General features: G+C 71.8%; 18 protein-coding genes. All 18 read left to right on the top strand.

Annotated features, from left to right (window positions below; genetic code table 11):
- Positions 1 to 38: 38 nt before the first annotated feature.
- The 18 genes from ABD330_RS19815 to ABD330_RS19735 all read left to right on the top strand — a co-directional run bounded on the left by ABD330_RS19815 (position 39) and on the right by ABD330_RS19735 (position 22,249).
- Positions 39 to 1,553 carry an anthranilate synthase component I gene (locus ABD330_RS19815; protein WP_344466906.1) on the top strand — a complete coding sequence of 505 codons (1,515 nt, stop codon included), beginning with the start codon at positions 39 to 41 and terminating at the stop codon, positions 1,551 to 1,553.
- A gap of 90 nt (positions 1,554 to 1,643) precedes the next feature.
- Positions 1,644 to 2,288, top strand: coding sequence for a TIGR02234 family membrane protein (locus ABD330_RS19810; protein WP_344466904.1), 645 nt, complete (start codon positions 1,644 to 1,646; stop codon positions 2,286 to 2,288).
- 112 nt (positions 2,289 to 2,400) lie between these two features.
- Positions 2,401 to 2,655, top strand: a complete 255-nt coding sequence (locus tag ABD330_RS19805) for an HGxxPAAW family protein (RefSeq protein WP_344466902.1) — start codon at positions 2,401 to 2,403, stop codon at positions 2,653 to 2,655.
- Between the two features lie 247 nt (positions 2,656 to 2,902).
- Positions 2,903 to 3,364: a DUF2752 domain-containing protein gene (locus tag ABD330_RS19800; RefSeq protein ID WP_344466900.1), complete on the top strand. Its 462-nt coding sequence runs from the start codon at positions 2,903 to 2,905 to the stop codon at positions 3,362 to 3,364.
- A 338-nt stretch (positions 3,365 to 3,702) separates the two neighbouring features.
- Entirely contained in the window at positions 3,703 to 4,515 is an 813-nt protein-coding gene (trpC, locus tag ABD330_RS19795; RefSeq protein WP_344466898.1) for an indole-3-glycerol phosphate synthase TrpC, read from the top strand.
- Between the two features lie 8 nt (positions 4,516 to 4,523).
- Positions 4,524 to 4,673: a tryptophan biosynthesis modulator TrpM gene (gene trpM / locus ABD330_RS32500; RefSeq protein ID WP_425555588.1), complete on the top strand. Its 150-nt coding sequence runs from the start codon at positions 4,524 to 4,526 to the stop codon at positions 4,671 to 4,673.
- A 56-nt stretch (positions 4,674 to 4,729) separates the two neighbouring features.
- Positions 4,730 to 5,959: a tryptophan synthase subunit beta gene (gene trpB / locus ABD330_RS19790; RefSeq protein ID WP_344466896.1), complete on the top strand. Its 1,230-nt coding sequence runs from the start codon at positions 4,730 to 4,732 to the stop codon at positions 5,957 to 5,959.
- Positions 5,960 to 5,961: 2 nt separating this feature from the next.
- Entirely contained in the window at positions 5,962 to 6,771 is an 810-nt protein-coding gene (gene trpA, locus ABD330_RS19785; RefSeq protein WP_344466894.1) for a tryptophan synthase subunit alpha, read from the top strand.
- Between the two features lie 309 nt (positions 6,772 to 7,080).
- The gene (locus tag ABD330_RS19780) at positions 7,081 to 7,338 is read left to right on the top strand and encodes a hypothetical protein (protein WP_344466892.1); all 258 of its coding nucleotides are present in this window, start codon (positions 7,081 to 7,083) and stop codon (positions 7,336 to 7,338) included.
- A gap of 161 nt (positions 7,339 to 7,499) precedes the next feature.
- Entirely contained in the window at positions 7,500 to 8,015 is a 516-nt protein-coding gene (locus ABD330_RS19775) for a MauE/DoxX family redox-associated membrane protein (protein ID WP_344466890.1), read from the top strand.
- A 57-nt stretch (positions 8,016 to 8,072) separates the two neighbouring features.
- On the top strand, positions 8,073 to 8,933 hold the full coding sequence (locus tag ABD330_RS19770) for a DsbA family protein (protein WP_344466888.1): 861 nt from the start codon (positions 8,073 to 8,075) through the stop codon (positions 8,931 to 8,933).
- Between the two features lie 131 nt (positions 8,934 to 9,064).
- On the top strand, positions 9,065 to 10,015 hold the full coding sequence (gene lgt / locus ABD330_RS19765) for a prolipoprotein diacylglyceryl transferase (protein ID WP_344466885.1): 951 nt from the start codon (positions 9,065 to 9,067) through the stop codon (positions 10,013 to 10,015).
- A gap of 212 nt (positions 10,016 to 10,227) precedes the next feature.
- On the top strand, positions 10,228 to 10,959 hold the full coding sequence (locus ABD330_RS19760; protein WP_344466972.1) for a VIT1/CCC1 transporter family protein: 732 nt from the start codon (positions 10,228 to 10,230) through the stop codon (positions 10,957 to 10,959).
- 638 nt (positions 10,960 to 11,597) lie between these two features.
- Entirely contained in the window at positions 11,598 to 16,202 is a 4,605-nt protein-coding gene (gene gltB / locus ABD330_RS19755; protein WP_344466883.1) for a glutamate synthase large subunit, read from the top strand.
- The gene (locus tag ABD330_RS19750) at positions 16,195 to 17,724 is read left to right on the top strand and encodes a glutamate synthase subunit beta (protein WP_344466881.1); all 1,530 of its coding nucleotides are present in this window, start codon (positions 16,195 to 16,197) and stop codon (positions 17,722 to 17,724) included. The genes gltB and ABD330_RS19750 overlap by 8 nt, the downstream gene beginning before the upstream one ends.
- Before the next feature lie 330 nt (positions 17,725 to 18,054).
- Positions 18,055 to 18,921: a helix-turn-helix domain-containing protein gene (locus tag ABD330_RS19745; protein WP_344466879.1), complete on the top strand. Its 867-nt coding sequence runs from the start codon at positions 18,055 to 18,057 to the stop codon at positions 18,919 to 18,921.
- A gap of 63 nt (positions 18,922 to 18,984) precedes the next feature.
- Positions 18,985 to 20,442, top strand: coding sequence for an aldehyde dehydrogenase family protein (locus ABD330_RS19740; protein WP_344466878.1), 1,458 nt, complete (start codon positions 18,985 to 18,987; stop codon positions 20,440 to 20,442).
- Between the two features lie 280 nt (positions 20,443 to 20,722).
- A complete protein-coding gene (locus ABD330_RS19735) occupies positions 20,723 to 22,249 on the top strand; it encodes a purple acid phosphatase family protein (protein ID WP_344466876.1) in 1,527 nt (508 codons plus the stop codon).
- Positions 22,250 to 22,267: the final 18 nt, after the last annotated feature.

Raw genomic sequence — 22,267 nt, 5'->3', positions numbered from 1 at the left:
TCCCCACTGTCCGCCAACCCTGAACGGTGCTGAACCCCATGGACCTTGAGGCATTCCGCAAGCTCGCCGTAGACACCCGGGTCATCCCGGTCACCCGCCGGCTCCTCGCGGACGGTCTCACCCCCATCGGCCTGTACCGGAGCCTGGCCGGCGAGCGCCCGGGGACCTTCCTGCTGGAGTCGGCCGAGCAGGGCACCTGGTCGCGCCACTCCTTCGTCGGCGTGCGCAGCGCGGCCACCCTCACCGCGGACCGGGACGGCAACGCCCGCTGGCACGGCGCCCCGCCGGTCGGCATCCCCACCGAGGGCGACCCGCTGGAGGTACTGCGGGCCACCCTGGCCGCGCTGCACACCCCGCGCCACGACGACGACGGCCTCCCGCCGCTCACCGGCGGCCTGGTCGGCTACCTCGGGTACGACATCGTCCGCCGGCTGGAGAAGCTGCCGAACCTCACGCCCGACGACCTCGAACTCCCCGAACTGACCATGCTGCTCGCCACCGACCTGGCCGTCCTGGACCACTCGGACGGCTCGGTGCTGCTGATCGCCAACGCGGTCAACCAGAACGACCTGGCCAGCGGCGTCGACGAGGCCTACGCGGACGCCGTCGCCCGCCTCGACGCGATGGAGGCCGACCTCGCCCACCCGGTCGACCCGGGGCTTGCGGTCTTCACCCCGACCGCCGTTGACGCCCACTCACCCTTCGGCGGCGCCCCGTACCGGGCCGCCGTGGAGGAGATCAAGGAGCGGATCCGGGCCGGCGAGGCCTTCCAGGTCGTCCCCTCGCAGCGCTTCGAAGCTCCCTGCGCGGCCTCGGCCCTGGACGTCTACCGCATCCTGCGCACCACCAACCCCAGCCCGTACATGTACCTGTTCCGCTTCCCCGGCCCGGACGGCACGGCCGACGGCGGCTTCGACGTGGTCGGCTCCAGCCCGGAGGCGCTGGTCAAGGTGACGGGTGGTCAGGCGATGGTGCACCCGATCGCCGGGACCCGGCACCGGGGCGCCACCCCGCACGAGGACGCCGACCTCGCCGCCGAACTGCTCGCCGACCCGAAGGAGCGGGCGGAGCACCTGATGCTGGTCGACCTGGGCCGCAACGACCTGGGCCGGGTCTGCGAGCCGGGCAGCGTCGAGGTGGTCGACTTCATGTCGGTCGAGAAGTACAGCCACGTGATGCACATCGTCTCCACCGTCACCGGCCGGGTCGCCGAGGGGCGCTCCGCCTTCGACGTGCTCACCGCCTGCTTCCCGGCCGGCACCCTCTCCGGCGCGCCCAAGCCGCGGGCGATGCAGATCATCGAGGAGCTGGAGCCCACCCGCCGGGGCCTCTACGGCGGCTGCGTCGGCTACCTCGACTTCGCGGGCGACTCCGACACCGCGATCGCCATCCGCACCGCCCTGCTGCGCGACGGCACCGCCTACGTCCAGGCCGGCGCGGGCGTCGTCGCCGACTCCGACCCGCACAGCGAGGACACCGAGTGCCGCAACAAGGCCGCCGCCGTCCTGCGCGCCGTCGCCACGGCCAACACCTTGCGGGCGCCGCTGTCGTGAGAGTGACCGGGAGCCGGGCGATCCGCACCGACGGCCTCCCGGAGGACCCCGGCCGGCCGTGCGGTCGCGGGCGTCAGGGATAGTGGACGGGTGACCGAGCTGCCCTCCCCCCGTACCGACGCGCCCGCCGTGGCCGATGAGCCCGCCCCTGCCGCGAAGGGGGCGGGCCGGCGCAGCCTCGGGCTGATGCTGCTGCTGACGGGACTCGGCGCCGTGCTGGTGCTGACCGCCGTCGGGCGGGTCTGGGGGCAGGGCAGGGCCGGTCAGCAGCTGGCGGTCACGGTCACCGGCAGTGCCGTCTCCGGACTGCCCGGCGGGCTGGCGCTGGTCGCGATGGCGGCGGCCGTGGCGGTGTTCGCCGTCCGGGGGGCGGGCCGGATCGCCGTCGGCGTCCTGGCGCTGCTCTCCGGGCTCGGGGTGGCCGTTTCGGCCGTGCTCGGGGCCAGGGACACCGCCGGACTGGACGCCGAGGCCGCGCACAAGCTCGCCCTGGTCAGCGCGCACGCGGAGCAGGTCTCGCACACCGCCTGGCCCTGGGTCGCGCTGGCCGGCGGGCTGCTGCTGGCGCTGGCGGGGCTGCTGACCCTGCGGGACGGGCGGGACTGGCCCTCGATGGGCGCCCGGTACGACGCCCCGACCCGCAAGGCGAAGGCCGGCCGGCCGTCGGCCGGGACGGCCGGGACCCCGGCCGAGCTCTGGCAGGCACTGGACCGTGGCGAAGATCCCACCAGTTGACCCCGGACCCCGCTTGGGGTCGGTCACACCGGCCCGGCACAATGGAAGACGTCAACCCGCCGAGCGCCCCGCGCAGCCCGGCCGGGCCCCGTAGAACCAAGGAGTACCTGAGATGTCGGCAGCAGCGCACGGCCACAACCCCGCCGCCTGGACCGGCGTGACCATCGCCTTCGCCGGTTTCTGCGTCAGCGGCGTGGCCATGATCATCCCCATGGTCTGGCTCTTCTGGGTCGGCATGGCCGTCGTCGTGCTCGCCGGCGTGGTCGGCAAGGCGATGGCGATGGCGGGCCTCGGCAAGCCGGCCCCGGGCCACCACCAGCACCACGCGGTGGCCGCCGAGGCGGAGTCCGTCGCCAGCGCCGCCTGACGCGGCCGGTTCCACCCGAAGGGGCGCGGGGAGACCGCGCGGCATCCGGAAGTGACGGCACCTTCCGGACGGCGCGCTTCCCCGCGCCCCTTCGCGCTGCCCGGTTCCGGTTGCCCGGCGGCCCGGCGGCTTCCGCGCAGCGCCGCGCGCCGCGCTGCCACCCGCGCCACGCCGTGTGCCGCTGTGCGCGCCACGCCGCCGCCCGGTGTGCGGGTGTCCGGCAGTACGGCGGGGAACAATCAGCGGCGTGAACGTACCCGCCGCCCGCAAGCCCGCCGCTCCGAAGTCCGCCGCCCCGCCCCCGGTGCTGCGGCGGATCGCCCGTCCGCTCGCCGCTCTGGCCGCCGTGGGCGTCCCGGCGCTGTACGTCGCGGCCGTCGACCCGAACACCCCCGGCCACTACCCGGCCTGCCCGGTACTGCGGGCCACCGGTTGGTGGTGCCCGGGCTGCGGCGGCCTGCGGGCCGTGCACGCACTGGCCCACGGCGACCTCACCACCGCCGGCCACGACAACCTGCTGGTACTCGCCCTGGCGGGCGTGCTGGGGGTGCTCTGGCTGCGCTGGTTCTGGGCCGCGCTCACCGGCGGCCCCTCGCCGCGCGTCGTTATCAGTGGCCGGCAGACCGCCGTACTGATGCTGGTGCTGGCCCTCTTCACGGTCTTCCGCAACCTCCCGGCCGGGGCCGGACTAGCTCCGCCACTGGTCTGACCAGGGGTGGAGCAGCGGCAGACCAGCGGCGGAGCAGCCGTGGAGCAGCGCGCGCCGGGCCGCCGCGTGGTGTGCGAAGGGCTTGCACGCCGGTCCGCTCCGCGAGACGCGCGCCGCTCGGATGAGGTTCACGCCCCTGTCGGCCGATAACATTTCGATGCGCTTCACGAGGCCCGTGCCCGATATCATCAAAAAACCGGCGGGGGCGTACCGGCACACGATCCTCACCGATCCGTGCGAATCGCACCCGTGGGACTTGACCGGATCCGCCAGGCCGGAGCACTCAGCGCTTCCGGCGCAGCTGGCCGAATGCCTAGCAGAATGATGGGGGCACCCGCGTGAGCGTGCTCGACGAGATCATCGACGGGGTCCGTGCGGACCTCGCCGAGCGACAGGCCCGGGTCACCCTTGACGAGCTCAAGGAGCTGGCCGCCAAGGCACCCGAGGCCAAGGACGGCGTCGCCGCGCTGCGCGGCGACGGTGTCCGGGTGATCTGCGAGGTCAAGCGCTCCAGCCCGTCGAAGGGGGCGCTGGCGGCGATCGCCGACCCGGCGGCCCTCGCGGCGGACTACGCCGCCGGAGGCGCGGCGGCGATCAGCGTACTGACCGAGCAGCGCCGTTTCGGCGGATCGCTCGCCGACCTCGACGCAGTCCGGGCCGCAGTGGACACCCCGCTGCTGCGCAAGGACTTCATCGTCACCGCGTACCAGCTCTGGGAGGCCCGCGCCCACGGCGCCGACCTCGCACTGCTGATCGTCGCGGCCCTGGAGCAGCCGGCCCTCGTCTCGCTCATCGAGCGGGCCGAGTCGATCGGCCTCACCCCGCTGGTCGAGGTGCACGACGAGGAGGAGATCGCCCGCGCGGTCGACGCCGGAGCGCGCATCATCGGCGTCAACGCCCGCAATCTCAAGACCCTTGAGGTGGACCGCAACACCTTCGGCAACGTGGTGGACGCCATCCCGGCGCACATCGTCAAGGTCGCCGAGTCCGGTGTCCGGGGCCCGCACGACCTGATCGCGTACGCCAACCTCGGCGCCGACGCGGTGCTGGTCGGCGAGTCGCTGGTGACCGGCCGGGACCCGAAGGCCGCCGTGGCCGACCTGGTCGCCGCCGGCGCCCACCCGGCGCTGCGCAACCCCGGACGGGGCTGAACAGAGCCATGTCACTCGCCACCCGCCTCGCTCCCGGTTGCCGCCCGCGCGGCTGCCGCGCGCCCGCGCGCCGGGTGCTGGGGCGGCGGGTGCGGTACGTGATCGGCTGTGAGCCGGGCCAGGTCCAGGGCAGTCGATGGCGTGGGACTCACGGCTGAGCAAGCCGCTCCGAGTCACCGTAGCCGTCCGACCACGACACCCAAGGACCTCTGCCATGTCCGAGAACGATTACCTGCCCGGTACCCAAGTCCCCGACGCCCAGGGCTACTTCGGCGCCTACGGCGGCCGCTTCATCCCGGAGGCGCTGGTCGCCGCCGTCGAGCAGGTCGCCGAGGAGTACGAGAAGGCCAAGGCCGACCCGGCGTTCGCCGCCGAGCTGGACGCCCTGCTCAAGGACTACACCGGGCGCCCCAGCCCGCTCACCGACGTGCACCGCTTCTCCGCCGAGGCGGGCGGCGCGCGCATCCTGCTCAAGCGCGAGGACCTGAACCACACCGGCTCACACAAGATCAACAACGTGCTGGGCCAGGCGCTGCTGACCCGCCGGATGGGCAAGACCCGGATCATCGCCGAGACCGGCGCCGGGCAGCACGGAGTGGCCACCGCCACCGCCTGCGCCCTGTTCGGCTTCGACTGCACCATCTACATGGGCGAGGTCGACACCGAGCGCCAGGCGCTCAACGTGGCCCGGATGCGGATGCTCGGCGCCGAGGTCGTCGCCGTGAAGTCCGGCAGCCGCACGCTCAAGGACGCCATCAACGAGGCGTTCCGCGACTGGGTCGCCAACGTCGACTCCACGCACTACCTGTTCGGCACCGTCGCAGGGCCGCACCCCTTCCCGATGATGGTCCGCGACTTCCACCGGGTGATCGGCATCGAGGCCCGCGAGCAGGTCATCGAGCGCACCGGCAAGCTGCCCGACGCCGTGGTCGCCTGCGTCGGCGGCGGTTCCAACGCGATGGGCATCTTCCACGAGTTCATCCCGGACGCGGGCGTCCGGCTGATCGGCTGCGAGGCGGCCGGCGACGGCGCCGAAACCCCGCGCCACGCCGCCACCCTCACCAAGGGCGACCCCGGCGTGCTGCACGGCTCCCGGACGTACGTACTCCAGGACGAGGACGGCCAGACCATCGAGTCGCACTCGATCTCGGCGGGTCTGGACTACCCCGGCGTCGGCCCCGAGCACGCCTGGCTCAAGGACACCGGCCGGGCCGAGTACCGCCCGGTCACCGACGACCAGGCCATGCAGGCGCTGCGCCTGCTGTCGCGCACCGAGGGCATCATCCCGGCCATCGAGAGCGCGCACGCGCTGGCCGGCGCGCTGGTGCTCGGCCGCGAGCTGGGCCCGGAGGCGACCATCCTGGTCTCGCTCTCCGGCCGTGGCGACAAGGACATGCACACCGCCGCCGAGTACTTCGGCCTCTACGACAGCGAGGGCAAGTGACCATGGGCTCGAAGCTCAGCCAGACCCTCGCCGCCGCCAAGGCCGAGAACCGCGCGGCCCTGGTCGGGTACCTCCCTGCGGGCTTCCCGACGATCGAGGGCGGCATCAAGGCCGCCCGCGCCCTGCTCGAAGGCGGCTGCGACGTCGTCGAGGTCGGCCTGCCGCACTCCGACCCGGTGCTGGACGGTCCGACCATCCAGCACGCCGACGACATCGCGCTGCGCGGCGGCGTCCGGATCAAGGACGTGCTGCGCACCGTCGCCGAGGTGGTGGCCGCCCACCCGGACGCGCCGGTCCTGGTGATGACGTACTGGAACCCGGTCGACCGCTACGGCGTCGCCCGGTTCGCCGCCGACCTGGCCGCCGCCGGGGGAGCGGGCTGCATCCTGCCGGACCTGCCGGTCGAGGAGTCCGAGCAGTGGCGCAAGGCCGCCGGGGAGCACGGTCTGGACACCGTCTTCGTGGTCGCCCCCAGCAGCAAGAACCCGCGCCTGGCGGAGGTCACCGCCGCCGGCAGCGGCTTCGTCTACGCGGCCGCCGTGATGGGCGTGACGGGCACCCGGGCGGCCGTCGGCAACCTGGCCGAGGACCTGGTCGCCCGTACCCGGGCCACCACCGACCTGCCGGTCTGCGTCGGCCTCGGGGTCTCCACGGCCGACCAGGCGGCCCAGGTCGCGGGCTTCGCGGACGGCGTGATCGTCGGCTCCGCGTTCGTCCAGCGCATCCTGGACGCCGACGGCGACGAGGCCGCCGCGCTGACGGCGGTGCGCGGGCTGGCCGCCGAGCTGGCCGAGGGCGTCCGCCGCCGCTGAGGCTGCGCCGGGTCCACGGGCCGGCCCTGCGGGCCGGGGCTCGCGAGGGGCGCGGGGACGGGCGGGACCGGAAGACACAGTGTCTTCCGGTCCCGCACGGCCCCGCGCCCCTTTCGTCCGCCCTGACGGGCCGGTGGCAAGCCGGTGGACCCGAAAGGGTGAAGAGTGCGCTCCCGACGCATCGGTGAGGGTTGACCGGCGTTGAGTGGAGGGACGAGTTGGGGTGGTCTCCGCCCCTCGTGGTTCGTGCACTGTTCAACCAATGTGAGGCGGTCGACCGGCCGTCGAGACCTATCGAAGGAGCTGCCGGTGCCCGGCCTCCAGCGCGCCGTCATCCTGCGGGCCGCCGCCGCGGTCCTGGCCCTGACCGCCGCCGTCGGCGCGGAGGCCGCCGTCGGACACGCGCTGGCCAGGCGGGGTGCGGAGCGCGCCGAGCGGGAGGCGTCCGTATGCGGCCAGGCCGCCGTGCTCGCCTCGGGGGCCCGGGCCAGCCGCTCGCAGAGCGACGGCAGGCCGGTGCTGGCCACCGTGCACCCGGGCCGCCACTGTGCCCCGGGGGCCCGCTGACAGGGCGGTCGACTGACGGTGAGTTAATCGGACATACACTCAGATACGTCACTCATTAGGCTTAAACCCCGAATGTGGAGGAACTGCCCCTCATCCCCTACGGTTCATCGGGTGGCGTACGTGCCGCCACGTCAGGACGTGACTCCGAGGGGGGTATCCAGATGGCCGGTGAGCAGACGGCGCAGCCGCGCGGCGGCTCGGCGCTGCGCCGTGCGGTGGACGGGCCGGTGGCGGAGTGGGTCGGCCTGGCCGTCCGGCTCGGCCTCGCGGTGGTCTGGGCCTGGGCCGGGTTCGCGAAGGTCTCCGACCCGGCCGCGGCCGCACAGGCCGTCCGGGCCTACGAGATCCTGCCCGAATCCCTGGTGAAGCCGGTCGGGTACGCGCTGCCGTTCCTGGAGCTGGCACTGGCCCTGCTGCTGGTCATCGGGCTGGGCGTGCGGATCGTGGCCGGCATCTCGGCCGTCATGCTGCTCGCCTTCATCGCCGGGATCAGCTCGGCCTGGGCCCGCGGCATCTCGATCGACTGCGGCTGCTTCGGCGGCGGCGGCGCGGTCGCCGCCTCCCAGACCGAGTACCTGCAGGAGATCCTGCGCGACACCGGCTTCCTGCTGATGGCGGGCTGGCTGCTCTTCCGGCCCCGGACGAAGCTCTCGGCCGACGCCTGGCTCGCCATGTAGCGGCACGTCGCCCACCGCAACCGAATCCACCGGCCCCCACCTTGGACGTACCGAGCAATGAGTGAGAAGAACCGAGAAGGCAAGCGCACCGCCCGTGAGCGGATGCACGAGGAACGGGCGGCCGAGGAGGCCCGTGGCAAGCGGAACAAGAAGCTGGCGGTCGTCGGCGTCGTGCTGGCGGTGGTCGCCGCCGCCGCCGTGGTCGGCGTCGTGGTGCAGAACCAGCGCTCCAAGCCGGACACCCCGGTCGCCGCGCCGGCCGGCGCGATCGGCCCGAAGAACCTGGTGATCCCGGACGGCCCCGCCAACGCGCCGTCCGTGCTCACCGTCTACGAGGACCCGCGCTGCCCCGCCTGCGGCTCGTTCGAGCGCGAGTTCTCGGCCACCGTCGACCAGTTGCAGGACCAGGGCAAGGTCTACAACAACTACCACCTGGTCTCGTTCATCGACCGCTCGCTCGGCGGCAAGGGCTCCAAGCTCGGCGCCAACGCGCTTGCCTGCGCCCAGGACGCCGGCAAGTTCCGCGACTACCACGACGTCCTGTACAAGAACCAGCCGGACGAGACCTCGGACGCCTTCGGCAGCAACGCCACCCTGATCAGCCTGGCCAAGCAGGTCCCCGGCCTGGACACCCCGGCCTTCGAGAGCTGCGTCAACGGCAACAAGTACAGCGGCTGGGTGTCGGCGGTGCAGCAGGACTTCGACAAGTCCAGCTACAAGTCCACCCCGACCATCCTGCTGAACGGCACCCCGATCTACCCCAAGAAGGGCGACGAGGAGATCAGCCCGCAGAACCTGGTCAAGTGGATCGACGAAGCCAACCAGGGCAAGCCGCTGGGCACCACCGGCGCCGCCTCCGCGAGCCCGGCCCCGACCGGCAGCGCCGCCCCGGCGGCCGGCACCTCGCCGTCCCCCTGAGCGCTGCCCCCGAGCGGCCCCGCGAGTCGCCCCGCCGTCCCTCGAAGGAGGGACGGCGGGCCGTCGTTCGCAAGCTGTGACCGGCACCGGTGCCCGGTCGGGCGGGCGCGCACGGTAGCGTCGACCCTGCCATGGATATCGCTTACATTCCGAGCCCGTCGCGAGGCGTCCTGTACCTGGGACCGATCCCGCTGCGCGCGTACGCCTTCTGCATCATCATCGGTGTCGTCGTGGCCGTCTGGCTCGGCAGCAAGCGCTGGGTCGCCCGGGGCGGTGCCAAGCACACCGTGGGTGACATCGCCGTGTGGGCGGTGCCGTTCGGCCTGGTCGGCGGACGCCTCTACCACGTGATCACCGACCACCAGCTGTACTTCGGTGACGGCAAGAACCCGTGGAACGCCTTCAAGATCTGGGAGGGCGGCCTCGGCATCTGGGGGGCGATCGCGCTCGGCGCGGTCGGCGCCTGGATCGGCTGCCGCCGCCGAGGAGTCCCGCTGCCCGCCTACGCCGACGCCATCGCGCCGGGCATCGCCCTGGCGCAGGCCTGCGGCCGCTGGGGCAACTGGTTCAACCAGGAGCTGTACGGCAAGGCCACGACCCTCCCGTGGGGCCTGGAGATCCACAAGGTCCAGCCGGACGGCAGCATCGTCAGCGGCGTCTACCAGCCGACCTTCCTCTACGAGTCGATCTGGTGCGTCGGCGTCGCCCTGCTGGTGCTCTGGGCCGACCGCCGCTACACCCTCGGCCACGGCCGCGCCTTCGCGCTGTACGTCGCCGCGTACACCGTGGGCCGGGCCTGGATCGAGTACCTGCGGATCGACGAGGCACACCACATCCTGGGCCTGCGGCTCAACGACTGGACCTCGATCGTGGTCTTCGTCGGCGCGGTCGCCTACCTGCTGATCGTGGGCCGCAAGCGTCCCGGACGGGAGGCCCCCGACTCGATCGACCCGGCCGCCCACGAGGACGAGTTGACCGAGTCCGCAGAGAGCGAGCCGGACGTCCCGGCCGGGACCACGGCACCCGATGCCCCCGACAGTGCCGTCACGGACCGGGACAAGGACCTGAAAAACCACTCCTGACCTGCGCCGACACCGCACCCCGGCCGCCCGCCGCAGCATCGGAGGGCGGCCTTCGCGGTGTTCGGACAGCCTTACTTTGCTGGAATGTGTCTGACCATCCGACTACGTTCAACAATGTGAGAGCCCCGCGGGCAGCCACGCCACGGCCGGAGCCGGGCCCGGCTGCTGCCGGGGGGACATCGATTCGGAGGCCCTGCACCGTGAGCACAACCATTGTCGAGCCCGCTGCCGACGAGCAGCCCAGGCCGCGGATACCCGCGGAGGGCCACCACCGCGATGTGAACGGCGGCTGGCTGCGCCCCGCCGTGTTCGGTGCGATGGACGGCCTGGTCTCCAACTTCGCGCTGATGACCGGGGTGGTGGGCGGCAACGTCGGCAACAGTGCGGTGATCCTGACCGGCCTCGCCGGGCTCGCGGCGGGCGCCTGCTCGATGGCGGCGGGGGAGTACACCTCGGTCGCCTCGCAGCGCGAGCTGGTCGAGGCGGAGATCGAGGCCGAGCGCCTGGAGCTGAACCGCAACCCGCAGGGCGAGCTGGCCGAGCTGGCGCAGCTGTACGTCTCGCGCGGGGTCGAGCCCGCGCTCGCCCACGAGGTGGCCCGCCAGCTCTCCGCCGACCCGGACCAGACGCTGGAGATCCACGCCCGCGAGGAACTCGGCATCGACCCGCACGACCTGCCGTCGCCGCTGGTGGCGGCCTCCTCCTCGTTCCTCTGCTTCGCCCTCGGCGCCCTGCTGCCGCTGCTGCCCTACCTGCTGGGCGCGACCTCGCTGCTGCCGGCGCTGGTGCTGTCGCTCATCGGTCTCTTCCTCTGCGGTGCGGTCGTCGCCCGCGTGACGGCTCGCGCCTGGTGGTTCAGCGGCCTGCGCCAACTGGTCCTCGGCGGCGCGGCGGCCGGCGTCACCTACCTCCTCGGCCTCCTCATCGGCGGCCACGTCGGCTGAACCTTTGGGTTCACCGTTCAGGACAGGGTTCCTACAGGGGCGCGGGGAACTGCGCGACCAGGGCACGACGTAGGTGCACGGTTGCGCGCGCAGTTCTCCCCCAGCCTTCGGCCGGGGGTACCCCCACGCGCCCCTGCTGTGGTTGCCCACGTGCATGCGGCACCCCGGAGGGGCGTGAGCTGACAGAGTGCCTCACCCGTTCGGGCTCGTGCGATGACACAGAGCGCTGCATGAATATGCTGGGTGATGCGTGACGTTCCACACATGGGTTCGGTGCCCCGACCTGGCCTAACCTCGCCAGCGGAAGGTGACGACCCGCAGATTCGTGCCCACCGGTCCGTTGCCGGAGGCGGAATCGCAGGCGGTGTCGTTCCCGGTAAATGGACGGCGGATTTCACCCCTGTTTCGCCGTCCGCAGACCCGGGCACACTGGTGGGAGCGTGCGGATGAACGCTCGCCTTCCCCCTTCTGGTTACTGGCTGGTAATAGCCTCTGAGCTGGGGACTCTGTCCGCGATGTGGACGCCGCGTTCCACTGACCGGGATTTCCGGCATCATGTAACCTGCACGAAATCGCAGAGGGCCAACGTCGTCCCTATTGCCAACTCGCACTTGCCAAAGACGACGACGGGAGAGCCGATGCTGTCTGCATCCATGCACTCCGCCAACGAGCCTCAGCAGGCCGGCGCCGCACGCCAGCCCTACGCGCTCGTTCCGGATGCGCGACCTGCTGCTCAGGGCCTGTACGACCCGAGGAACGAGCACGACGCCTGCGGCGTCGGCTTCGTCGCCACACTGACCGGCATCGCCGACCACAAGATCGTGGAGCAGGCGCTCACCGTCCTGCGCAACCTGGAGCACCGCGGTGCCACCGGCGCCGACCCGGACTCCGGTGACGGCGCGGGCATCCTGACCCAGATCCCGGACGCCTTCCTGCGCTCCAAGGTCTCCTTCGAGCTGCCCGCCGCCGGCTCGTACGCCGTCGGCATCGCCTTCCTGCCCGTCGAGGACGAGGCCGCCGCCGAGGCCGCCGCCCGGGTCGACGCCATCGCCGTCGAGGAGGGCCTGACCGTCCTCGGCTGGCGCGAGGTCCCCGTCGCCCCCGACCTGCTCGGCGCCTCCGCCCGCTCGGTGATGCCGCGCTTCGCGCAGTTCTTCGTCGGCCACGCCGAGAAGGCCGGGCTGGTCCTGGACCGCACCGCGTTCATCGTGCGCAAGCGCGCCGAGCGCGAGGCCGGGGTGTACTTCCCGTCGCTCTCCGCGCGCACCATCGTCTACAAGGGCATGCTGACCACCGGCCAGCTGGAGCCCTTCTTCCCCGACCTGTCGGACCGGCTCTACGCCTCCGCCATCGGCCTGGTGCACTCGCGCTTCTCCACCAACACCTTCCCGAGCTGGCCGCTCGCCCACCCGTACCGGTTCGTCGCCCACAACGGTGAGATCAACACCGTCAAGGGCAACCGGAACTGGATGACGGCTCGCGAGTCCCAGCTCGCCTCCGACGTGCTGCCCGGCGACCTGAGCCGGATCTTCCCGATCTGCACCCCGGACCACTCCGACTCGGCCTCCTTCGACGAGGTGCTGGAGCTGCTGCACCTCGGCGGCCGGTCGCTGCCGCACTCGGTGCTGATGATGATCCCGGAGGCGTGGGAGAACCACGCCACCATGCAGCCCGCCCGCCGCGCGTTCTACCAGTACCACTCCAACCTGATGGAGCCCTGGGACGGACCGGCCTGCGTCACCTTCACCGACGGCACCCAGATCGGCGCGGTCCTGGACCGCAACGGCCTGCGCCCGGCCCGGTACTGGGTCACCGAGGACGGCCTGGTCGTGCTCTCCTCCGAGGTCGGCGTGCTCGACCTCGACCAGGAGAAGATCGTCAAGAAGGGCCGGCTCCAGCCCGGCAAGATGTTCCTGATCGACACCGCCGAGCACCGCATCATCGAGGACTCGGAGCTCAAGGCGCAGCTCGCCGCCGAGCACCCGTACCAGGAGTGGGTGGCGGCCGGGCAGATCCAGCTCTCCCAGCTGCCCGAGCGCGAGCACATCCACCACACCCACGCCTCGGTGACCCGCCGCCAGCAGACCTTCGGCTACACCGAGGAGGAGCTGCGGATCATCCTCGCCCCGATGGCGAAGACCGGCGGCGAGGCGCTCGGCTCGATGGGCACCGACAGCCCGATCGCCGCGCTCTCCGAGAAGCCCCGGCTGCTGTTCGACTACTTCGTCCAGCTCTTCGCGCAGGTCACCAACCCGCCGTTGGACTCCATCCGCGAGGAACTCGTCACCTCGCTGCTGAGCAACCTCGGACCGGAGGGCAACCTGCTCGCCGCCGAGGCCGCGCACTGCCGCTCGGTGGGCATCACCTTCCCGGTGATCGACAACGACGAGCTCGCCAAGCTGATCCACATCAACGCCGACGGCGACCAGGCCGGCCTGAAGGCCGTCACCCTCTCCGGCCTGTACAAGGTCTCCGGCGGCGGCGAGGCACTCGCCGCCCGGCTGAAGGCCATCGCCGAGGAGGCCGACGCCGCGATCGCCGACGGCACCCGCATCCTGGTGCTCTCCGACCGCCACTCGGACGCCGAGCACGCGCCGATCCCGTCGCTGCTGCTCACCTCCGCCGTGCACCACCACCTGATCCGCACCAAGCAGCGCACTCAGACCGCGCTGCTGGTCGAGGCCGGCGACGTCCGCGAGGTCCACCACGTGGCCCTGCTGATCGGCTACGGTGCCGGCGCGGTCAACCCGTACCTGGCGATGGAGACCGTCGAGGACCTGGTCGCCCAGGGCACCTTCCTCACCGGCCTGGAGCCCGAGAAGGCCATCAAGAACCTGATCAAGGCGCTCGGCAAGGGCGTTCTGAAGGTCATGTCGAAGATGGGCATCTCCACCGTCGCGTCCTACCGCGGCGCCCAGGTCTTCGAGTCGATCGGCCTCTCCCAGGACCTGGTCGACACCTACTTCGCCGGCACCACCACCAAGCTCGGCGGCATCGGCCTGGCCGAGGTCGCCAAGGAGGTGGCCGCCCGGCACGCCAAGGCGTACCCGGCCTCCGGCATCTCCGCCGCACACCGCGCGCTGGACATCGGCGGCGAGTACCAGTGGCGCCGCGAGGGCGAGCCGCACCTGTTCGACCCGGACACCGTCTTCCGGCTCCAGCACTCCACCCGCTCGCGCCGCTACGACATCTTCAAGCAGTACACCGGCCGGGTGAACGAGCAGTCCGAGCGCCTGATGACGCTCCGCGGCCTGTTCAAGTTCGACGGCAAGGGCCGCGAGGCGATCTCGATCGACGAGGTCGAGCCGGTCTCCGAGATCGTCAGGCGGTTCTCCACCGGCGCCATGTCGTACGGCTCCATCTCGATGGAGGCGCACGAGACGCTCGCCATCGCGATGAACCGCCTCGGCGGCAAGTCCAACACCGGCGAGGGCGGCGAGGACCCGGAGCGCCTGTACGACCCCGAGCGCCGCTCGGCGATCAAGCAGGTCGCCTCCGGCCGGTTCGGCGTCACCTCCGAGTACCTGGTCAACGCGGACGACATCCAGATCAAGATGGCCCAGGGCGCCAAGCCCGGCGAGGGCGGCCAGCTGCCCGGCCACAAGGTCTACCCGTGGGTCGCCAAGACCCGGCACTCCACCCCGGGCGTCGGCCTGATCTCCCCGCCGCCGCACCACGACATCTACTCGATCGAGGATCTCGCCCAGCTGATCCACGACCTGAAGAACGCCAACCCGGCGGCCCGCATCCACGTGAAGCTGGTCTCCGAGGTCGGCATCGGCACCGTCGCGGCCGGCGTCTCCAAGGCGCACGCGGACGTCGTGCTGGTCTCCGGCCACGACGGCGGCACCGGCGCCTCCCCGCTCACCTCGCTCAAGCACGCGGGCGGCCCCTGGGAGCTCGGCCTCGCCGAGACCCAGCAGACCCTGCTGCTCAACGGCCTGCGCGACCGGATCGTCGTCCAGACCGACGGCCAGCTCAAGACCGGCCGCGACGTGGTCATCGCCGCGCTGCTCGGCGCCGAGGAGTTCGGCTTCGCCACCGCGCCGCTCGTCGTCTCCGGCTGCATCATGATGCGGGTCTGCCACCTGGACACCTGCCCGGTCGGCGTCGCCACCCAGAACCCGGTGCTGCGCGAGCGGTTCTCCGGCAAGCCCGAGTTCGTGGTGAACTTCTTCGAGTTCATCGCGGAGGAGGTCCGGGAGATCCTCGCCGAGCTGGGCTTCCGCTCGATCGCCGAGGCGGTCGGCCACGCCGAGCACATCGACGCCGCCGACGCCATCACCCACTGGAAGGCCGCCGGCCTCGACCTGACGCCGCTCTTCCACGTGCCCGAACTGCCCGAGGGCGCCGCGCTGCACAACACCACCACCCAGGACCACGCGCTCGACAAGGCCCTGGACAACGAGCTGATCGCGCTCTCCGCCGACGCCCTGGAGCACGGCGAGACCGTCCGCATCCAGCTGCCGATCCGCAACGTCAACCGCACCGTCGGCACCATGCTCGGCCACGAGGTGACCAAGCGGTACCGCGGCGCGGGCCTGCCCGAGGGGACGATCGACGTCACCTTCACCGGCAGCGCCGGCCAGTCCTTCGGCGCCTTCCTGCCGCGCGGCATCACGCTGCGCCTGGAGGGCGACGCCAACGACTACGTCGGCAAGGGCCTCTCCGGCGGCGTCGTCGTCGTCCGCCCGGCGCGGGAGGCGGCCGCCATCGGCGCCGACGCCCAGCACCACGTGATCGCCGGCAACACCATCGGGTACGGTGCCACCAGCGGCCGGATCCACCTGCGCGGCAAGGCCGGCGAACGCTTCGCCGTCCGCAACTCCGGCGCCACCCTGGTCGTCGAGGGCGTGGGCGACCACGGCCTGGAGTACATGACCGGCGGCCGGGTGATCGTGCTCGGCGAGACCGGGCGTAACCTGGCAGCGGGCATGTCCGGCGGCATCGCGTACGTCCTGGACCTGCGCCCCGCGAACGTGAACGACGGCATGGTGGGCATCGAGGCCCCGACCGCCGCCGACCGCGAATGGCTGCGCCAGACGGTGCAGCAGCACTACGAGGAGACCGGCTCCACCGTCGCCGCCGCTCTCCTGGCCGACTGGGGCAGCGGGGTCTCCCGCTTCTCCAAGATCATGCCGACCGACTACAAGGCAGTGCTCGCCGCCAAGGATGCCGCTGAGCGCGACGGACTCTCCGAGTCCGAGACCACTCGCAAGATGATGGAGGCGGCACGTGGCTGACCCCAAGGGCTTCCTGACCACGCCCAAGCAGCTCGCCGAACGGCGACCGGTGGACGTCCGGCTTCGTGACTGGAACGAGGTCTACGTCGAACGCAGCCTGCTGCCGATCATCACCAAGCAGGCCGGCCGTTGCATGGACTGCGGCATCCCGTTCTGCCACAACGGCTGCCCGCTCGGGAACCTCATCCCCGAGTGGAACGACCTCTCCTACCGGGAGGACTGGACCGGCGCGATCGAGCGCCTCCACGCGACCAACAACTTCCCGGAGTTCACCGGGCGGCTCTGCCCGGCTCCCTGTGAGTCGGCGTGCGTGCTGGGCATCAACCAGGACGCGGTGACCATCAAGAACGTCGAGGTCACCATCATCGACAAGGCCTGGGACCGCGGCGGGGTCACCCCGCAGATCCCCGAGCGCCTGTCCGGCAAGACCGTCGCCGTGGTCGGCTCCGGCCCGGCCGGCCTCGCCGCCGCCCAGCAGCTCACCCGGGCCGGGCACACCGTCGTGGTCTACGAGCGCGCCGACCGCGTCGGCGGCCTGCTGCGCTACGGCATCCCCGAGTTCAAGATGGAGAAGCGGCACATCAACCGCCGCGTCGAGCAGATGCGCGCGGAGGGCACCCGCTTCCGTACCGGCGTCAGCGTCGGCGAGGACATCACCGGCCAGCAACTGCGCGAGCGGTTCGACGCGGTGGTGGTGGCGGCCGGTGCGACGACCGCCCGCGACCTGCCCGTCCCCGGCCGCGAGCTGGGCGGCATCCACCAGGCGATGGAGTACCTGCCGCTGGCCAACAAGGTCCAGGAGGGCGACTTCGTCGAGCCCCCCATCAGCGCCAAGGGCAAGCACGTCATCGTCATCGGCGGCGGCGACACCGGCGCCGACTGCCTCGGCACGGCACTCCGTCAGGGGGCGGCCTCCGTCACCCAGCTGGAGATCATGCCGCGCCCCAGCGACGAGCGCCCCGGCCACCAGCCCTGGCCGACCATGCCGATGACGTACAAGGTCACCTCGGCGCACGAAGAGGCCATCTACGTCCGGGAGACGAAGACGGCGGGCAACCAGGCAGAGGGACCCTCCTCGCCGGAGGCGGGCAAGGAGGGACGCGTCTACGCGGTCAACACCACCCACTTCACCGGCGACGAGAACGGCAACGTCGCCGAACTCCACCTCGTCGAGGTCGAGTTCAAGGACGGCCGGTTCCAGCCGGTCGAGGGCACCGAGCGCTCGATCCCCGCGCAGCTGGTCACCCTGGCGATGGGCTTCACCGGGACGGACGTGCGCAACGGCCTGGTGGAGCAGCTCGGCGTCGAACTCGACACCCGCGGCAACATCGACCGGGACGGCGCCTTCGCCACCAACGTGGACGGCGTGTACGTCTGCGGTGACGCCGGCCGCGGCCAGTCGTTGATCGTGTGGGCGATCGCCGAAGGCCGCTCCGCCGCAGCCGCGGTGGACCGGTACCTCGGCGGCAAGACCGCCCTGCCCGCCCCGATCCGCCCCACCGACCGCCCGCTGACGGTCTGACCCCAGCCCCACCCCAGAACACCCTCACCGCAAACCGCCGGATGTTCCCCGTCCGGCTGCTCCACCCGCCGACCCGCCAGAGCTGCCGGGCCACCGCGGTCCCTACGGCGCCTGCCCCCTCCCCGACCAAGCTGGGGGCAGGTGCCGTTCCGCATGCCCGGAGACCGGCCGGCCGCCGGGGCCGGCCGGGGAACCACCCGGCTGGGGAACCGCCCGCCCAAACTGTGGGGTTCCTGGCAGTCGGCCCGTTTTCCCGTCCGGCCGCGGCCGGAACTGGCAGACTGCGCGCGGGGCGGAGTACGAACCACTCAGGTGCGGAGGCTGATGCGAATGACCGGCGTGCAGACGGGCAGCGGCGCGACCGCGCGGCGGATGCAGCTCGGCTCCCAGCTGCGCCGCCTGCGCGAGTCCAGAGGCGTCACCCGTGAGGACGCCGGGTACTCGATCCGCGGTTCCGAGTCGAAGATCAGCCGGATGGAACTGGGCCGGGTCGGCTTCAAACAGCGCGACGTCGCCGACCTGCTCACCCTCTACGGGGTCGACGACGAAGCCGAGCGGGCCGCCCTGCTCGACCTGGTCGGCGACACCAACACGCCCGCCTGGTGGCACGCTTACAGCGACGTGGTACCGCCCTGGTTCCAGACCTACCTGGGCCTGGAGGAAGCCGCCCGGACGATCAGCAGCTACGAGGTGCAGTTCATCCAGGGCCTGCTGCAGACCGAGGACTACGCCCGCGCCGTCATCGTGCTCGGCAACCCCGCCGCACCGCCCGAGGAGATCGAGCGCCGGGTCGCCGTCCGGATGCGGCGCCAGCACCTGCTGCTCGCCGAGGACGGCCCCGACATCCTGGCGATCGTGGACGAGGCCGCGCTGCGCCGCCCGTGCGGCGGGCCCGAGGTGATGCGCCGCCAGCTGCACCGCCTGGTCGAACTGGCCGCACTGCCCCGGCTGACGGTCCAGGTCCTGCCACTGGGCTCGGGCGGGGTCGCCGCGCAGGTCGGCGCGTTCTCGGTGCTCGGCTTCCCCGGGCCCGACCTGGCGGACCTGGTCTACCTGGAACAGTTCACCACCGCGCTCTACCTCGACAAGCCCGCCGAGGTCGCCGAGTACGCCTCCGCGATGGAACGGGTCCGGGCCGAGAGCCTGTCACCCGACCGCACGCTGGCACTTCTCGACTCCGCCCTCCGGGAGCTGTGACGGATCAGTACGATGATGATCCGTCAGGTGAAGGGGTGTCGACCCCTCGGTGAAAGGGATCGGATGTCCTACTTCTCGGAACTGTCACGGCAGTACATCGACGGCGAGTGGCGGACCGGGAGCGGCCGTTGGGACATCGTCGACCTGAACCCCTACAACGGCGAGAAGCTGGCCTCGATCACCGTCGCCACCGTCGAGGAACTCGACCAGGCGTACCGGGCGGCCGAACGCGCCCAGAAGCCCTGGGGCAAGCTGAACCCGTACGCCCGCCGGCTGGTCTTCGAGCGGGCCCTGCGGATCATCGAGGACCGCGAGCAGGAGATCACCGAGGCGATCATCGCCGAACTCGGCGGCACCGCACTCAAGGCGGCCTTCGAGCTGTCGCTCACCAAGGACGCGCTGCGCGAGGCGATGCAGATCTCGCTGCGCGCCGAGGGCCGGATCCTGCCCTCCCCGGTGGACGGCAAGGAGAACCGGCTCTACCGCCTCCCGGTCGGTGTGGTCGGGGTGATCAGCCCGTTCAACTTCCCGCTGTTCCTCTCGCTCAAGGCCGTCGCGCCCGCGCTGGCGCTCGGCAACGCCGTGGTCCTCAAGCCCCACCAGGACGCCCCGGTCACCGGCGGCACGCTGATCGCCAAGATCTTCGAGGACGCCGGCCTGCCGGCAGGCGTCCTCAACGTGCTGCTCACCGACATCGCGGAGATCGGCGACGCCTTCCTGGAGCACCCGGTGCCCAAGGTGATCGCCTTCACCGGCTCGGACCAGGTCGGCCGGCACGTCGCCCGGGTGGCCGCCGGGCACTTCAAGCGCACCGTACTGGAGCTCGGCGGCAACAGTGCACTGATCGTGCTGGACGACGCCGACCTCGACTACGCCGTCGACGCCGCGGTGTTCAGCCGCTTCGCCCACCAGGGCCAGGTCTGCATGGCCGCCAACCGGGTGCTGGTCGACCGGAAGGTGCTGGCGGAGTTCACCGAGAAGTTCGTCGCCAAGACCAGCTCGCTGAAGGTCGGCGACCCGCAGGACCCGGCCACCCAGATCGGCCCGCTGATCAACACCGCCCAGGCCGACGCCATCACCGCGCAGGTCGACGCAGCCGTGGCCGACGGCGCCACCGTCCTGCTGCGCGGCGCCACGGTCGGCACCCTGATGGACCCGGTGGTGCTCACCGGCCTGGCCGAGGACGCACCGATCCTGCGCCGGGAGATCTTCGGCCCGGTGGTGCTGATCGTCCCCTTCGACGGCGAGGACGAAGCCGTCCGGCTGGCCAACGACACGCCGTTCGGCCTGAGCGGCGCCGTCCACACCGGCAGCATCGAGCGCGGCGTCCGGCTCGCCCAGCAGATCGACACCGGCATGATCCACATCAACGACGGCACCATCCACGACGAGCCGATCGTCCCCTTCGGCGGCGAGAAGAGCTCCGGCGTCGGCCGCCTGGGCGGCGACGCCACGGTGGAGGCCTTCACCACCCTGAAGTGGATCTCCATCCAGCACGAGCGCACCCGCTTCCCGTTCTAGCGAACGGCCTTGGGATGACCAGCAGGACGGGGTCACCCCAGGGGCGCGTGGGGGTACCTCCCGGCCGAAGGCTGGGGGAGAACTGCGCGAAGCGGGAGGCTGCAGACCGTAGCCTCCCGGTTTCGCGCAGTTCCTCGCGCCCCTTGCAAGTGCAACTGGCCGACTGGTGAAGCTTGTTCACGTCAAAGCTCTGATGCTGTTCACCTCGTGCCCGGCAGGCTGACGGGCCATGAGTGCTACGAATTCTGCTGATCGCCCCATCGTCAGCCGGCGCGGTCTCATGGCCGGCGCCACCGGCATCGGGCTGGCCGGTGTCACCGCCGCCCCCGCGGCGGCGACGAGCCCGCTGCTCTGGGAGCGGCCGGGCCGACTGGGCGCCCCCCGGGTGTCCGGCCTGCACCTGCAGTTCGGTTCGGACGCCTCCCGCGAGGCGGTGGTCTCCTGGCACACCACCGCCTCCGTGTCCAACCCCCGCGTCAAGTACGGGACTTCGCAAGGCGGATTCGGCCGCACCGAGCAGGCGCAGACCACCACCTACCGGGACGCCAAATCCGGCACCGAGGTACAGGTGCACCACGCCCGGCTGACCGGCCTGCACCCGGACACCGACTACGTCTACGCCGCCCTCCACGACGGCGCGACCCCGGAGCTCGGCACGCTGCGCACCGCACCGCGCGGCCGCGGCGCCTTCACCTTCACCAGCTTCGGCGACCAGGGCACACCCACCCTCGGCAAGCTCACCGCCACCGGCTACGCGAACGACAACCTGGGCAGCCCGGCCGCCGGCGACACCACGGCCGGGGTCGAGCACATCGCCCCGCTCTTCCACCTGGTCAACGGCGACCTCTGCTACGCCAACCTGTCGACCGACCGGGTACGCACCTGGTCGGACTGGTTCGAGAACAACTCCCGCTCCGCCCGGCACCGCCCGTGGATGCCCGCGGCGGGCAACCACGAGAACGAACTCGGCAACGGCCCGATCGGCTACGGCGCCTACCAGGCGTACTTCAGCCTGCCGGCGGCCGGCGCGGACCAGGAGCTGAGCGGCCTGTGGTACTCGTTCACGGCCGGCGCCGTCCGCGTCATCAGCCTGAACAACGACGACATCGCCTACCAGGACGCCGGCAACTCCTACGTCCACGGCTACTCGGGCGGCGCCCAACAGCGCTGGCTGGAGCACGAGTTGGCGGCCGCCGACGCCGATCCGGAGATCGACTGGATCGTGGTCTGCATGCACCAGGTGGTGATCTCCACCGCCGACAAGTTCAACGGCGCGGACCTCGGCATCCGGGAGACCTGGGTACCGCTGTTCGACCGCTACGGGGTGGACCTGGTGGTCTGCGGCCACGAGCACCACTACGAGCGCTCACACCCGATCCGGGGCCAGCAGCCCACCGACACCCGCACCCCCATCCCGGTCGCCACCGGCACCGAGCTCATCGACACCACCAAGGGCACCGTCCACATGGTGATCGGCGGGGGCGGCACCTCGGCGCCGTCCAACGGGCTGTTCTTCAGCCCGGCCAAGTGCCGCGTCATCACCGGCGTCGGGCCGCTCGACCCCGCCACCGGCAAGCGCCCGCCACTGTACGTCGTCGAGGACGCCCCCTGGTCCGCGTACCGCGACGGCGAGCACTCCTACGGCTTCGCCGCCTTCGAGGTCGACCCCGGCGAGCGCGGCGGCAACACCACCATCGCCGTCACCTACTACGCCGTCACCGGCCCCTACGGCGACCTCCTCCCCGTCGACCGCTTCACACTCACCCGCCCCCGAGGCGCCCGAGGGGCCGGCTCCCTCAGCAGGTGACCCCGCCCGGCAACCGGG

The sequence above is a fragment of the Kitasatospora kazusensis genome (assembly GCF_039529945.1).
GTDB lineage: Bacteria > Actinomycetota > Actinomycetes > Streptomycetales > Streptomycetaceae > Kitasatospora > Kitasatospora kazusensis.
This window is presented reverse-complemented; position numbering and strand designations above follow the sequence as displayed.

Coding starts and splice junctions, on each gene's coding strand:
- ABD330_RS19815 (WP_344466906.1), top strand. CDS start 39: ATGGACCTTGAGGCATTCCGCAAGCTCGCCGTAGACACCCGGGTCATC.
- ABD330_RS19805 (WP_344466902.1), top strand. CDS start 2,401: ATGTCGGCAGCAGCGCACGGCCACAACCCCGCCGCCTGGACCGGCGTG.
- trpM (WP_425555588.1), top strand. CDS start 4,524: ATGTCACTCGCCACCCGCCTCGCTCCCGGTTGCCGCCCGCGCGGCTGC.
- trpB (WP_344466896.1), top strand. CDS start 4,730: ATGTCCGAGAACGATTACCTGCCCGGTACCCAAGTCCCCGACGCCCAG.
- trpA (WP_344466894.1), top strand. CDS start 5,962: ATGGGCTCGAAGCTCAGCCAGACCCTCGCCGCCGCCAAGGCCGAGAAC.
- ABD330_RS19775 (WP_344466890.1), top strand. CDS start 7,500: ATGGCCGGTGAGCAGACGGCGCAGCCGCGCGGCGGCTCGGCGCTGCGC.
- ABD330_RS19770 (WP_344466888.1), top strand. CDS start 8,073: ATGAGTGAGAAGAACCGAGAAGGCAAGCGCACCGCCCGTGAGCGGATG.
- lgt (WP_344466885.1), top strand. CDS start 9,065: ATGGATATCGCTTACATTCCGAGCCCGTCGCGAGGCGTCCTGTACCTG.
- gltB (WP_344466883.1), top strand. CDS start 11,598: ATGCTGTCTGCATCCATGCACTCCGCCAACGAGCCTCAGCAGGCCGGC.
- ABD330_RS19745 (WP_344466879.1), top strand. CDS start 18,055: ATGACCGGCGTGCAGACGGGCAGCGGCGCGACCGCGCGGCGGATGCAG.
- ABD330_RS19740 (WP_344466878.1), top strand. CDS start 18,985: ATGTCCTACTTCTCGGAACTGTCACGGCAGTACATCGACGGCGAGTGG.
- ABD330_RS19735 (WP_344466876.1), top strand. CDS start 20,723: ATGGCCGGCGCCACCGGCATCGGGCTGGCCGGTGTCACCGCCGCCCCC.